The organism is Acinetobacter sp. QJM3NY_42 (assembly GCF_056173745.1).
In genome coordinates, this window is record NZ_CM149689.1 from 978,159 (window position 1) to 992,226 (window position 14,068).

The 14,068-nt window shown below is 41.5% G+C and carries 9 protein-coding genes; 5 read left to right on the top strand and 4 right to left on the bottom strand.

The features are described from left to right. Positions 1–383: 383 nt before the first annotated feature. Complete coding sequence (locus AC0VYT_RS04565; protein WP_005015088.1) at positions 384–2,621, top strand: NADP-dependent isocitrate dehydrogenase; 2,238 nt, start codon at positions 384–386, stop codon at positions 2,619–2,621. A 225-nt stretch (positions 2,622–2,846) separates the two neighbouring features. Here the strand turns inward: AC0VYT_RS04565 and AC0VYT_RS04570 are convergent, their stop codons facing one another. Both AC0VYT_RS04570 and AC0VYT_RS04575 read right to left on the bottom strand, forming a co-directional pair. Further along, positions 2,847–3,863, bottom strand: coding sequence for an ELM1/GtrOC1 family putative glycosyltransferase (locus AC0VYT_RS04570; RefSeq protein WP_005015087.1), 1,017 nt, complete (start codon positions 3,861–3,863; stop codon positions 2,847–2,849). Between the two features lie 332 nt (positions 3,864–4,195). Then, on the bottom strand, positions 4,196–5,020 hold the full coding sequence (locus AC0VYT_RS04575) for an rRNA large subunit pseudouridine synthase E (RefSeq protein ID WP_005015086.1): 825 nt from the start codon (positions 5,018–5,020) through the stop codon (positions 4,196–4,198). Between the two features lie 191 nt (positions 5,021–5,211). Between AC0VYT_RS04575 and icd the strand changes: the two genes are divergently transcribed. Further along, a complete protein-coding gene (icd, locus tag AC0VYT_RS04580; protein ID WP_005015085.1) occupies positions 5,212–6,468 on the top strand; it encodes an NADP-dependent isocitrate dehydrogenase in 1,257 nt (418 codons plus the stop codon). A gap of 53 nt (positions 6,469–6,521) precedes the next feature. Here the strand turns inward: icd and AC0VYT_RS04585 are convergent, their stop codons facing one another. After that, positions 6,522–7,115 (bottom strand): flavin reductase family protein, encoded by a 594-nt coding sequence (locus AC0VYT_RS04585; protein WP_005015084.1) that lies wholly within the window; start codon positions 7,113–7,115, stop codon positions 6,522–6,524. Between the two features lie 81 nt (positions 7,116–7,196). Between AC0VYT_RS04585 and AC0VYT_RS04590 the strand changes: the two genes are divergently transcribed. From AC0VYT_RS04590 to AC0VYT_RS04600, 3 genes are all read left to right on the top strand, one after another. Continuing rightward, the gene (locus AC0VYT_RS04590) at positions 7,197–8,024 is read left to right on the top strand and encodes a PhzF family phenazine biosynthesis protein (RefSeq protein WP_005015083.1); all 828 of its coding nucleotides are present in this window, start codon (positions 7,197–7,199) and stop codon (positions 8,022–8,024) included. A 525-nt stretch (positions 8,025–8,549) separates the two neighbouring features. After that, on the top strand, positions 8,550–9,941 hold the full coding sequence (locus tag AC0VYT_RS04595) for an L-cystine transporter (protein WP_005015082.1): 1,392 nt from the start codon (positions 8,550–8,552) through the stop codon (positions 9,939–9,941). Positions 9,942–10,094: 153 nt separating this feature from the next. Further along, positions 10,095–12,866: a M16 family metallopeptidase gene (locus AC0VYT_RS04600; RefSeq protein WP_005015080.1), complete on the top strand. Its 2,772-nt coding sequence runs from the start codon at positions 10,095–10,097 to the stop codon at positions 12,864–12,866. Positions 12,867–12,956: 90 nt separating this feature from the next. Here AC0VYT_RS04600 and AC0VYT_RS04605 read toward each other — a convergent pair whose 3' ends face one another. After that, positions 12,957–14,021, bottom strand: coding sequence for an amidohydrolase family protein (locus tag AC0VYT_RS04605; protein ID WP_005015079.1), 1,065 nt, complete (start codon positions 14,019–14,021; stop codon positions 12,957–12,959). Between the last annotated feature and the right edge of the window lie 47 nt (positions 14,022–14,068).

Genomic DNA, 14,068 nt, shown 5'->3' on the forward strand with positions numbered 1-14,068 from the left:
CTGCTTGATATAAACTATAAGAAATAGCTCATCATTTTATAAATAGAGTTTAGACATCAAGCCATAATATATTTGCTCTAGCTTGTAAGCAACTTAACTTGATAGTATTTCTTGGCGAAATAACAGTTTTGATGAATTGTATAAAAAGTAGTCGGTGCTTAGGAAGGTAATATTATATTTTACCTAAACTAACCATATTTCATAGTAAAGCTTTTAAGCTATACACTACTATTTCGTATCGAAATGTCGTTATCACAAGATCTTGCGTTGACTGAAAGGTCATGAGGGCTGATACTCTCAAGGTTTATTTAAGCATTTCGGTTTAAAGGGGCAGGGCCAAAAGCTCAATCCTTAAACACTCAATCCAACGCAAGGGGCTATATATGGCTGGTGGAAAGTCAACTATCATTTACACACTGACTGACGAGGCGCCACTGCTGGCGACCTATTCGCTACTGCCGATCATTGAGACCTTTACTAAGCCGGCCGGTGTTAAAGTTGTTAAAACTGACATTTCTGTGGCTGCACGCGTGCTCGCTGAATTCTCGGACTACCTCAGTGAAGAGCAGAAGGTAGTAGACAATCTTGCAGAGCTAGGTCGTCTTACCCAAGATCCAGATACTAATATTATCAAGCTTCCAAATATCAGTGCCTCTGTTGCGCAGTTGATCTCGTGTATCAAAGAGCTTCAATCAAAAGGTTATGCAATTCCGGATTATCCAGAAAACCCGGTAACCGAAGAAGAAAAAGCAATTAAGGTACGTTACAGTAAATGTTTGGGTTCTGCAGTAAACCCTGTACTACGTGAAGGTAACTCTGACCGTCGTGCACCAGCTGCAGTCAAAAACTATGCGAAAAAACACCCGCACTCTATGGGTGAATGGAAGCCTTGGTCACAAACCCATGTTTCACATATGCAGGAAGGGGACTTCTACCACGGCGAAAAGTCAATGACACTTGACCGTGCGCGTAATGTAAAAATGGAATTGATCACCAAGTCTGGTGAAACCATTGTTCTGAAGCCAAAAGTAGCGCTTCAAGATGGCGAAATCATCGACTCAATGTTCATGAGCAAAAAAGCGCTTTGTGACTTCTATGAAAAAGAATTAGATGATTGTAAAGAAGCTGGCATCCTGTTCTCTTTACATGTAAAAGCGACCATGATGAAAGTATCACACCCGATCGTATTCGGTCACTGTGTGCGTATTTACTACAAAGATGCATTCGAAAAGCACGGTAAACTGTTTGACGAGCTAGGCATTAACGTTAACAACGGTATGGCCGGTCTTTACGAGAAAATTGAAACTTTACCAACCTCTGTACGTGAAGAAATTATTGCTGACCTGCATGCTTGTCAAGAGCACCGTCCAGCGCTTGCGATGGTTGATTCTGCAAAAGGGATCACTAACTTCCACTCACCAAATGATGTCATTGTCGATGCTTCTATGCCGGCAATGATCCGCGGTGGCGGTAAAATGTGGGGCGCTGATGGCAAACCTTATGACTGTAAAGCAGTAATGCCTGAATCGACTTTTGCACGTATCTATCAGGAAATGATTAATTTCTGTAAGTGGAATGGTAATTTCGATCCACGTACGATGGGTACGGTACCTAACGTTGGTCTGATGGCGCAAAAAGCTGAAGAATACGGTTCCCATGACAAGACATTCGAGACTCCTGAAGCGGGTATCGCAAACATCACTGATCTTGAAACGGGTGAAGTGCTGATGTCTCAGAATGTGGAAAAAGGTGATATCTGGCGTATGTGCCAAGTGAAAGACGCGCCAATCCGTGACTGGGTAAAACTGGCTGTAAATCGTGCACGTAACTCAGGTATGCCGGCTATCTTTTGGCTTGACCCATACCGTCCACATGAAAATGAGCTGATCAAGAAAGTCCAGAAATACTTAAAAGATCATGATACGACTGGTCTGGATATCCAGATCATGTCTCAAGTACGTGCAATGCGTTATACGCTTGAGCGCGTAGCTCGCGGTCTGGATACTATTTCAGTAACAGGTAATATTTTACGTGACTACCTGACTGACCTGTTCCCGATTATGGAACTGGGTACATCAGCGAAAATGCTGTCTATTGTGCCATTAATGGCTGGTGGCGGTATGTATGAAACGGGTGCTGGCGGTTCTGCACCAAAACATGTTCAGCAGTTAGTTGAAGAAAACCACTTACGCTGGGATTCTTTAGGTGAATTCTTGGCACTGGCTGTTTCTTTAGAAGAAATGGGTATCAAGGAAGGTAATGACCGCGCCAAGCTGTTAGCCAGAACACTTGATGAAGCTACTGGTAAACTGCTCGATAATGATAAATCTCCATCACGTCGTACTGGTGAACTGGATAACCGCGGTAGTCACTACTATTTATCACTATATTGGGCTCAGGCACTTGCTGCACAGGACGAAGATGCTGAACTTAAAGCAAAATTTGCTCCACTGGCCCAAGCCTTAGCTGAAAATGAAGAGAAGATTATTGCCGAGCTTGCACAAGTGCAGGGTCAACCAGCTGATATTGGTGGCTATTACGCTATTGATCAGGCAAAAGTAAATGCAGTAATGCGTCCAAGTACCACATTCAATAATGTAATTTCGAGCGTTGCTGTTTAACATTGTATAAAGCCGGATAACCTGCTGATAATATAAAAGCCAGTGCACATGCACTGGCTTTTTTAATCAAATACTAAAAAAACTTTTATAGAATGAATTTTTTTACACGCTAAGAATATCATTGTTATTTTTAGCTTTTATGTTTTAATCAGATTTATAAGATAGAACTCTAAACATTATTACTCTTATCTTTATTCCCTAAATGCTTGAGTCTGTAAATTGTTTTTAAGCAAATTTCCTGCGCAGATCATAAGGCGCATAATGATCATCAAATAATAAATAATTGCGGAAATGACTACCCAGTGGGCAGATCAGATCTAGATCGGCAATATAAGGAAAACGTTCATCTGTATAAAAGGGCTGATTTGCTGGCTGGCGCTGTATAAGATGATTGTGTAAATACTTTTCAATCAACAAGTTATTGTGTTCGGGATTCAGGCAGACTGACCGTACAATCCGACCGCTCTGAATTGCTTCAGAAAGCATGGTACTACTATCTTCAGTCACAAAAATATATTTGCTTCTCGCAACCAGATGTTCAATTGGTGTAGTGTCATTTATAGACACAAATTGTAGTCCTGAGGTCTTGAGATATTTTTTAATTCGGCTATTAAAGGCAGGCGTACGCCTCGAGCAAACAATATAGCCCTGGATATTATAAGCCTGCACAAAAAAATCAAAATGACGGATAATGTTAAGATAGTCTGCTTGTGTAAAGGGATATTCGTGGGTAGGGCCGCCCAATAGCAAACTTGCCTCACCACAGTGAGGTTGAGCACGGAGTTCAATAAATTTTTTCCTGACCGGAAGGGTAGGTAAAATAATCTGTTCAACCTGAGTAGGTTGAGCCAATGCGCTAATGGTCCAGTGAATTAAGTGTTCATTAAAACTACCTATATCACCTGAAAATGCCAAAGGGATATCGAACTCTTGCGACAGATAAGCTGAATACAACAGATTGGACATACCTGAACACACAATCAACCGATACTGGGCAATATGCACTGGGGCCGCTCCAAATATTAGCTTTGCCATTACACCAAATAATCTAGGAAACCAAGAAAGACGCTTTAATAGGCTGACCATAGAGTTGCCCAGATTTACTGGAACTTTTAAGGTTTCATAAGAATTTCTAAACTGTTGTTCAAGAATCTCTCCAATTGCAAGAGAGGGGTTTAAATGACCAGTACGACCATCATGCACTACCAAAATTTGGGATTGGCCCGAAAGTTCTCTGATCATCCGTTCTATCCTGTGATTAATCTATTGAGCACAGAATAAACAAAAAAATGGTAGCTAGATGCAGGAAAAATTTATATAAATGTCAGATTTAACAGACTATTGTATCTCAAATTACAATTTTAAGAGTTTTAGATTGCAACAATCCAGCCTTTTGTAAGTACTGCATATATATGTAGCTCAGCCTTTATCATTATTCTCCGTGTCTATAGCAGTGATATGTTTCAACAAGAAATTTTTATAGAATAGCGCTATAAAATACAGCTTCTAAAATAATTTATAAAATTAAAAAAGAGCAGAGAATTATATGATTATTCAACTGCTCTTAACTCTAATTAACCAAAGCGGTTAGATCGACGAATTTTTCCTGGACGGGTAGTCCCATTAGTCTTGCGACGTGGCTTCGCCTCACCTTCTTCTGTTTGCCATACGCGTTTTGTTCCGCCGGATGGTAACTTTTTACCTGCTTTGTTTGCCCCTTTGTCTTTAGGCTGTTCTTTATTAAATTTGGACTTGCCATCTTTCTGTTCAAAGGGCTTTTTTGCTGCACTACGTGGTGCACTGCGGCCTGTATAAGGTTTATCTGCAGGCACATCTTTAAAGTCCGGATAAAGCAGAGGCTCAATTTCAACCTGCTCACCTGGTTGGAGACCAAGTTTTACCAAGTCAATAGTGCCAATTTGTGTGCGAATCAGACGTAAAGTCGGAAAGCCTACTGCAGCTGTCATACGGCGTACCTGCCGGTTTCGGCCTTCACAGATTTGCAGCTCAACCCAGGTGGTAGGAATGCTGGCACGAAAGCGCACAGGAGGATCGCGGTCCCATAACCATTCCGGCTGCTCAACCTTACGGGCTTTGGCTGGTAAAGTCATACCATCTGCCAGTTCGACCCCTCGACGTAACTGCTCAAGAGCTTCTTCTGTAATATCGCCATCAACTTGTGCCAGATAGGTTTTAAACTTTTTATTCTTGGGATTAGTAATGAACTGATTCAAACCACCATGATCGGTGAGAAACATTAAACCTTCTGAGTCCAAGTCTAAACGACCGGCCAGCCGTAATTCAGGATCATGAATAAAATGGGAGAGTGTTAAATGCTTAGAGTCTTCACGAAACTGTGAAAGCACATCATAAGGCTTATTAAAAATGATAATTTTCATAGGGAATTTCAACTTCAGTGTATACAACAAAAAATAACGACGTTTTATTTAATAGAGAAATGTTGTTATTTCTCGTATAAATCTCAACCAAGCCCTAAGATCGATTAAAGTATATCATGTAAGGAAAGTTGAAGAGTGTGCCTGCATGGCATACATTTTATTCGTCAGCTACATAAGGGAGAACCTGCACAATGGGTTATCAGAAGATCGTAGTTCCTGCAGATGGTAATAAAATTACAGTCAATGCAGACCTGTCACTGAATGTACCAAACCATCCGATCATTCCTTTCATTGAGGGTGACGGTATTGGTGTGGATATTACACCAGCAATGAAAGCAGTGGTAGATGCTGCGGTTTTAAAAGCTTATGGTGGCAAACGTTCGATCGAGTGGATGGAAGTATATTGCGGTGAAAAAGCCAATAAAATTTACGGCACTTATATGCCTGAAGAAACATTCGAAGCCCTGCGTGAATTTGTTGTCTCAATTAAAGGCCCTTTAACCACGCCGGTTGGTGGCGGGATCCGCTCACTAAACGTCGCATTACGCCAGGAACTGGACCTGTATGTCTGTGTACGTCCAGTACGCTGGTTCGAAGGAGTACCTTCACCTGTCCAGCATCCTGAATTAACAGATATGGTGATCTTCCGTGAGAACTCGGAAGATATCTATGCCGGAATCGAGTGGAAAGCCGGTTCTCCGGAAGCTAAAAAAGTTATAAAGTTTTTAAAAGAAGAAATGGGTGTAACCAAGATCCGTTTTGAAGAAAATTGTGGTATCGGTATTAAGCCTGTTTCTAAAGAAGGTACGCAGCGTCTGGTACGTAAGGCTATTCAGTTTGCAATTGATAATGATAAACCGAGTGTAACGCTTGTGCACAAGGGTAATATCATGAAATATACTGAAGGTGCATTTAAAGAGTGGGGCTATGAAGTTGCACTTGAGCGCTTTGGTGGTGAACTGCTAGATGGTGGTCCGTGGGTTAAAATTAAGAATCCTAAGACTGGTAAAGATATTATTATTAAAGATGTCATCGCTGATGCATTCCTGCAACAGATCTTAATGCGTCCGGCAGATTATTCTGTGATTGCTACGCTGAACCTGAATGGGGACTACATTTCTGATGCACTTGCAGCAGAAGTTGGAGGCATTGGTATTGCGCCCGGTGCAAATATCGGTGGGGCAATTCAAGTATATGAAGCGACTCATGGTACTGCGCCTAAATATGCCGGACAGGATAAAGTCAACCCGGGTTCAATCATTCTTTCTGCTGAGATGATGCTGCGAGATATGGGCTGGATAGAAGCTGCTGATCTGATTATTAAAGGAATTGCTGGCGCTATTGCGGCCAAGACTGTGACTTATGATTTTGAGCGTCTAATGCCAAATGCAACACTTCTGCGCTGTTCTGAATTCGGACAGGCAATTATTGAAAATATGGGCGAGTAATTTCTATTTTCCCCAATAAAAACCCGCGACAATCGCGGGTTTTTACTAGAAATCTATAACTCCAGATTTGCTTCTTCTACAGAGACTGCTTTACCGATACTATAAAAGTGTCCTCCTGCTACATGGTGAATGGTTCGCCACTCTTCATCTGCATCTTCAAAATGCCAGCGGCCCTGACTGAAAACCCTATTATCTGCATAGGCTGCAATAACCTTTCCAATAAACAGATCATGTGCCTGCTGGATATGGGGTTCCGGAATTAATTCACACAGTAACCATGCTGAACAGTCTGCAACCACGGGAAGATCGGAGTTTTCAAACTGGAACAGCTCAACCTGACAAATCTCCAGCTTATTAGGTTCAGTCATCTTGCTGGTAGTGCCGAGTTTGTATACGAGTTCCAGTTGTTTAAGAGTGGGAATCTGTAAGGCGAAATAACCCGAATTCTCAATAAGCTGCCGGGTTTTTGTGCTTTTATCCAGCACTACAGTCACTTTAGCTGGATCGAACTCAAGTGCACATGCCCATGCAGCAGCCATCACATCTGTCTCTTTATGGTCTTTACTCGAGACTAAAACAGTAGGACCATGTGTCAGCAGACGATAAGCTTTCTCTAGGGGAACATGTTGAATGTGTGGATTTAACATCTGCATTCTCAGTAAAACAATTTTGCCCAGCCTAGCAGAAAAAGCCTTAAGATACAGAGCAAAGAACGTAGGAAAAATCTTATGAAAATGTATCAGGTTGATGCTTTTAGCACAGAACTTTTTAAGGGAAATCCGGCTGCTGTGCTTGTATGTGAAGAGTGGTTAGATGACAGGATTATGCAAAACATTGCATTGGAGAACAACCTTTCAGAAACTGCCTTCGTCAAAATAATAAATGATGAAAATTATGAGATTCGCTGGTTTACCCCAAGTGTTGAAGTGGATTTCTGTGGTCATGCTACCTTAGCCAGTAGTTTTGTTCTTTTTAAAGATTTTACCACCACAAAAACGATTCATTTTCATGTAAAAGACCTAGGAGTCTTTATTGTCACACAAGGACAAGATGGCAAAATCACCATGAATTTTCCAGTACGTGTACCTGAGCCCTTGCCAGATTATCCTGTCTTGTTAAATAAGGTAGTAGATTGCCCTTTTAATGAAGTTTATGTAAACCAGCAAGCTTTTATTTTGGTCTGTGAATCTGAACAGGCTGTACGTGATGCAAAACCAGATTTTAATAAAATTAAAGAATTGGCAGTAGCCTATCAGCGCAGCACAGCAATCACTGCCGCTGACCTTGATATTTCCATTACCAGCAAGGCACAGCATTATGATTATATTGCTCGTTATTTTGCACCGCATAAAGGGATTGATGAAGACCCTGTAACAGGTTCCATGCATACTGGTCTTGCTCCACTCTGGGCCGATAAACTTTCAAAACGGCAACTGGTTGCCTATCAGGCTTCTGCTCGCGGCGGATTACTGTACTGTGATTTAAAAGATAATCAACGTATAGAAATTTCTGGTTATGCGAAGCTATATATGGTTGCAGAAATCTTTTTAGACTAGAGATATACTTTTCAACCTGGAAATTATCATTCAAGGTTCTCGGCCTCGGGAACCTTTTATTTTTATATTTTGCTTGTTTAATAATTTTTACTGTAGTAATTAAAAAATGCTTTTATTTATACCGCAGACTGAACAGATTAAATAAAGGGTAAATATAGGCTCTATAATAAATGCATGAAAATAGCTTGGTTATTAATATAGTGATTAAAATCATTTGTCTATAATTTTTATTCCAATCTAATATCTAAAAAACCGAAATAGCCAGCTAGAGCTTTAAATAGATTCTTGATATCAGAATTTACTAAAACTATCAGGAAGATAAATAAGTATAGCGATTTGATCCTTTCATCAAATTAGTCTTCATTTAAACTGCTAATTATATATTTAAACATAATTAAGCATTACAAACAGATCGGTAGTAATTTTGATGCTATAAAATTGTTAAAAAGGCTAGGTGTTTAAGACAGACTATAGTCAAATATGCCACCTTAAAAGAATGCACCGGCAACTAGATGGAGTTTGGGAATGAATATACCCCTAATCATTAATATTGTGGTTTTTATCGGGTTGATATTTTTGCTTGCCCAAACACGCAAAACTACATGGAGCCTGTCTAAAAAAGTACTTGCTGGTCTTGTTCTGGGAGTTATATTTGGACTCGGATTACACGCCGTGTATGGCGCAAACCACCCAATTCTAGCCGAATCTATCAGTTGGTTTAATATTGTGGGCAATGGCTATGTGAAGTTTTTGCAAATGGTCGTGATGCCACTGGTCTTTGTTTCTATCTTAGGAGCTGTGGCAAAACTACATCAGGCTTCGTCATTAGGTAAAATCAGTTTCTATTCAATTGGAACTTTATTGTTTACCACTTTAATTGCGGCCCTAGTCGGGGTTTTCGTAACCAATCTATTCGGTTTAACTGCTCAGGGTCTGGTACAGGGAGCGGCCGAAACGGCCCGTTTAAATACTATTCAGTCTGATTACGTTGGAAAATTAACCGATTTAAGTGTGCCACAATTGATTTTATCGTTTATTCCGAGTAATCCTTTTGCCGAGTTGACCGGAGCTAACCCGACCTCAATTATCAGTGTGGTGATTTTCGCCATATTCTTAGGTATGGCTGCATTAAACCTGATGAAGGATGATGTGGTAAAAGGCCAGCGAATTCTGAATGCTATTCAGACTTTGCAAGCTTGGGTAATGAAACTGGTACGTTTGGTTATGACTTTAACACCGTATGGCGTTTTTGCTTTAATGACAAAAGTAGTAGCCAGTTCTAACCTTGCTGATATTCTGAATCTGGGTGGTTTCCTGATAGCCTCATATGTGGGCTTGGCCATCATGTTTGCTGTACATGCTGTTATTTTACTTCTTACTGGCATTTCTCCAGTAAAATTCTTTAAAAAGGTAGCACCTGTACTGACATTTGCCTTTACCAGCCGATCAAGTGCGGCCAGTATTCCTTTGAATATTGAAGCGCAGACTCGCCGGTTGGGCGTTCCAGAGTCGATTGCCAGTTTTTCAGCCTCCTTTGGAGCCACGATTGGTCAAAATGGCTGTGCAGGTTTATATCCAGCCATGCTGGCAGTGATGGTCGCACCAACTTTAGGAATCAATACTCTAGATCCCATGTGGATCGCATCACTGGTCGGAATTGTGACTTTAAGTTCAATCGGTGTAGCCGGAGTGGGTGGCGGGGCAACTTTTGCAGCGCTGATCGTATTGCCGGCTATGGGCCTGCCAGTAACTTTGGTGGCGCTCCTGATTTCTATCGAGCCTTTAATTGATATGGGCCGGACTGCATTAAATGTAAATGGTTCAATGACAGCCGGTATTGTTACCAGTCAACTGATGGGCCAGACCGATAAAAGTATTTTAAATAGCCGTGAAGAAATTGAACTGGCACATCATTAATATTGCTATACCAAGATATTTACAGGCATATTTTCTATACACTGAGCCGTTGAAATAAGCGGCTATTTTTTTAGAATAGGCTGTTAAATATAACAATCATTACCTATGATGATGAATAAATAGCTTCACTGAGCTGAAATAATTGGAATAATTATGTTAACGCGGTTTAAGACTCTTACTCTCTCATTATGTCTTCTCGGTTTAAATACAGCAGTATTTGCACAGCCGGTTCTGGTTAAATCCCAACAAAAAATCGAGGAATACAAACTGGACAATGGCTTCCGTGTTGTACTTGCCCCGAATGATAAAGAAAATAAAGTTTATATCAACACAATTTATTTGACCGGTTCCCTGAATGATCCGCAAGGAAAAGGAGGGCTGGCTCATCTTTTGGAACATTTGGCTTTTAAAGGTACTCAAAATGTAAAAGGTGAGGAGTTTCAGCGGCGTCTGGACCAATATACATTAATGACAAATGCCAGTACTGACTATTACTCCACTCGTTACCTTAATATTGTCCGACCTGACAGCAAAGCCCTGAATGAAGTTTTGTATCTTGAAGCAGAGCGAATGGATAAGCTGGTACTACAGCAAAAGTTTGTTCCCTCTGAAATCGAGATTGTAAAACGTGAGCGCGAAATCCGTCTGGACCAGCCCTTCGCCGTGCTCATGGACCAAATGTGGAAATCTGCTTATGGCAACCAGTATCTTGGGCGATTACCAATTGGAGATCTAGAAGAACTTAAATCAATCCGAATGGATGAGCTTAACCGCTTTTACCGTACCTGGTATGCGCCTAACAATGCAGTCATGGTCATTGCCGGAAAATTTGACAAGGCAGCCATATTAAAAACGATTGATCAGCAGTTCAGTCCAATTCCAGCACGTTCAGTGCCTGAGCAGGTTAAAGTGCCAAAACTGGACTCGACCCAGATCAAGAACCGTAATTTTATTGTCAGAAAAGGCAGCGATCTGGCCAAGTTCCATATTTATATGGATGGAAAAAATACCAAAATTCAGCCGGCACTGGCATTGGCACCATATTTGTATACCATGCAGCCAAGCGGTCATCTTTACCAGAGTATGGTCGAATCCGGATTAAGTACTGCTGTCCAGTCTACTACCTGGTTAGATCAGGATTTTAATCTGGTCTTTATGGGAGCTATTTATGCGCCAAGTCATGATGAAAATAAAGTTGAAAATACTTTGCTTTCCAGTGTAGAGAAAAACCAGAATTTCAATGATACAGAGCTAAAACGGGTTCAAAGTCTGATGCAGAATCAGGCAGACAGTATTATGAACAATGCGACTGCTATTGGTTCACGGCTCAGTGATTATGTTGTTTCAAGTCAGGGTAACTGGAACCAGTATTTCAATGATTTACAGGCCGTGCGTAATTTAAACACTGCCGAGCTGAACCAGACCCTGAAAAGCTTTCTGGTACCGCAACACCGGATTTCAGGTGACATCAAGCCTACACCAGAAGAACAGAAAAAGGCACTGGAACAAAAGCAGGCTGTCGAGCAGCCAAAAACACTTAATCAGCAGGCAGTATCAGCTGAACCCTTGCTTGATGCCAGTGTTTACAAGCAACAGGTTACCCAGTATCTGACTAACTCGAAACAGCTTCTGGACCAGGCTGAAAAGAAAATTCAGCGGGGAACCCTCAAAAATGGCATGCAATATGCGCTGTTTCCAACCGCTACTCGTGATGACAAAACTTACGCCACTATTACCCTGCAATTCGGTGATGAGAAAACGCTTTTTGACCGTGGGGAAACTCTGGAACTGATGGCTTATCTGCTACTAAGAGGAACAGATCAGTACAGTTTACAAGACATTGCAGACCGTTCGATAGAAGCCGGAGGTCAGGCCAGTGCCAGTGCGGATGAAAACGGTATTGTGATCCGGATACAGGCAAAAAAAGAAAAATTTGATGATTTTTTCAGATTTGTAATTGAGTTGCTGAAGAAACCTAAATTTGAACAGTCACAGTTTGATCTGATCAAATCACAAACTCTCGCTACTCTGGACAGGCCTTATACTGAACCTGATACCGTTGCTGCTTTAACTATGGCACGTTTAATTGAAATTTATCAACCGGGCGACCTGCGCTATCATTTTGAACCCGAACTGGCGAAATCCAAAATACAGACCGCCAAAGTAGAGCAGGTCAAACAGCTATATCAGCAGTTCTTTGCTATGGACCATGCTCAGGTCGCAGTTACTGGTGAATTTAAGCCTGAACAGATTAAAAAACTGTTGCAGCGTGAACTGGGTAACTGGAAGGGGGGCCAGCCTTATAAAAAGCTGACCTCTGAACATAGGGTATATCAAGCACAAAAAGTACATGTGCTTTCTGAGCAGCGTGAATTTGGCAACTACCAGAGCATACTGACTTTTCCGGTAGGGGTGGACCATCCTGATGCACCTGCACTGATCATCTTTAGCCATATTTTGGGCAATTCTCAGTTATCATCACGCTTGGCACAAGAGCTACGTGAAAAGAATGCACTGGTCTATGGTTTTGGTAGTGATTTACAGCTTGATCCGGATGCAGCGGTTGGAGGTTTAAGTATTGAAGCAAATTATACAGCCGGCCGTTCTGCACAGGTGTCACAGTCGGTACATAAAGTACTGGATGATCTTCTGAAGCAGGGCGTAACCGAGCAGGAACTTGAAGCAGCCAAAGCTGATATTATGAAACAGCGCGTTACTGCACTGGAAGATGAACGTAATATCCATGGCATGCTAAATAGCCAGCTGGAGCGCGGCAAAAGAATGGAAAGCCGTGCAAAGCGTGATATGGCTATTGCCGGTTTGAATAAAGCTGATATTGATGCAGTAATTCGTAAATACATCAAGCCGGAGCACTTGGTTGAAGTGATGGCAGACCAGTATGGTCAGCCTCAGAAAGGCTCCTAAATGAAATATGAAATAAGCCGGTTATGGCTTATTTCATCTTAAAGAATATAAATGTATACGCAGGTTGGCTATCAAAAGCCAGCCTGTTTTTTACAGACGGTAGAATTGCCGTGCATTATCATAAAAAATATTTTTCAAAGCGCTAGCATTATAACTTGCCACAATATCACTATAAGCATCGATCAGATTAACCAGACTGGTGCTTACTTTATCCATGGGAAAATTGGAGCCAAACATTACCCGGTAGGTCCCGAAACTCTTGAGTGCGTGTAGAATCATTGGACTAAGCAGATCGATCATTTGCTGTTTGGTGGCCAGACGTTTATTTTTATGAAATTGATGTCCTAAAACCGGCATCATTAGTCCGGACATTTTGGTATAAACATTTGGGCAGGTAGCAAGTTCTGCAATATCTTCCTGCCATTGATAAAAAATATTGTCACGACCGGTCTGGGTCAGTCCGGTATTTTTTCCGACTTTTCCAAATATACCCGCAGGTGTTCCAAGATGATCCAGAACAATCGAAGTTTCTGGAAACTGGCGTGCCAGCTGAATCAGGTCTTGAAGCTGGGTAGAGTAGACCCAGGCATCAAAACTGAGCTGGTGTTGAGCCAACTGCTCAAATCCCTTTAAGAATTTTTTATCAGTATAAAGATGGGGCTGATCTGCCCATGCCAGAATACCTTTATCTTCATGTACAGCTCCCATTCGGCGTATACCGCGCAGCCGTGAAGAATTCTTTGCATGGAGTTTGAGAATCTTTTTAAAATTACTCTGACACGGATCAGCTGTTGCCACAATGGCACCGAGTTGAGTACGGGTTGTATCAAAAGGCAAGGATTCAATAAAACGGGTTTCGCCGACTACTCCTTTACCTCGGTCATCATGCCAGTGAGCTTCGATATGTACCACCTGCTCAGCCTGGTAGGGACCAAGATCCTGCTGGTAATTCTGGGGGAGGTAAGGAGAAGTTACATAGACAGTTTGACCTAAACTCTCGATCAGTTCTTTAGGTTTAACCAGGCGTATAACTTTGTCGAGTACAGCCGGATACCTACCAAAAACTTTAACTGCCATACGGGCACTATGTGGAGTGTTGAGTGGATCCCACTGGTGAATATGTGAATCAATAAAATTAAAACCCAGATCTTGCATAATCATTCCATGTTGTTTTTATTTCTGAATATCCTGAGCACAGATTA

Bases quoted from the DNA above. Each gene is read 5' to 3' on its own strand.
- AC0VYT_RS04565 (WP_005015088.1), top strand. From the start codon at position 384: ATGGCTGGTGGAAAGTCAACTATCATTTACACACTGACTGACGAGGCG.
- AC0VYT_RS04570 (WP_005015087.1), bottom strand. From the start codon at position 3,863: ATGATCAGAGAACTTTCGGGCCAATCCCAAATTTTGGTAGTGCATGAT.
- AC0VYT_RS04575 (WP_005015086.1), bottom strand. From the start codon at position 5,020: ATGAAAATTATCATTTTTAATAAGCCTTATGATGTGCTTTCACAGTTT.
- icd (WP_005015085.1), top strand. From the start codon at position 5,212: ATGGGTTATCAGAAGATCGTAGTTCCTGCAGATGGTAATAAAATTACA.
- AC0VYT_RS04585 (WP_005015084.1), bottom strand. From the start codon at position 7,115: ATGTTAAATCCACACATTCAACATGTTCCCCTAGAGAAAGCTTATCGT.
- AC0VYT_RS04590 (WP_005015083.1), top strand. From the start codon at position 7,197: ATGAAAATGTATCAGGTTGATGCTTTTAGCACAGAACTTTTTAAGGGA.
- AC0VYT_RS04595 (WP_005015082.1), top strand. From the start codon at position 8,550: ATGAATATACCCCTAATCATTAATATTGTGGTTTTTATCGGGTTGATA.
- AC0VYT_RS04600 (WP_005015080.1), top strand. From the start codon at position 10,095: ATGTTAACGCGGTTTAAGACTCTTACTCTCTCATTATGTCTTCTCGGT.
- AC0VYT_RS04605 (WP_005015079.1), bottom strand. From the start codon at position 14,021: ATGCAAGATCTGGGTTTTAATTTTATTGATTCACATATTCACCAGTGG.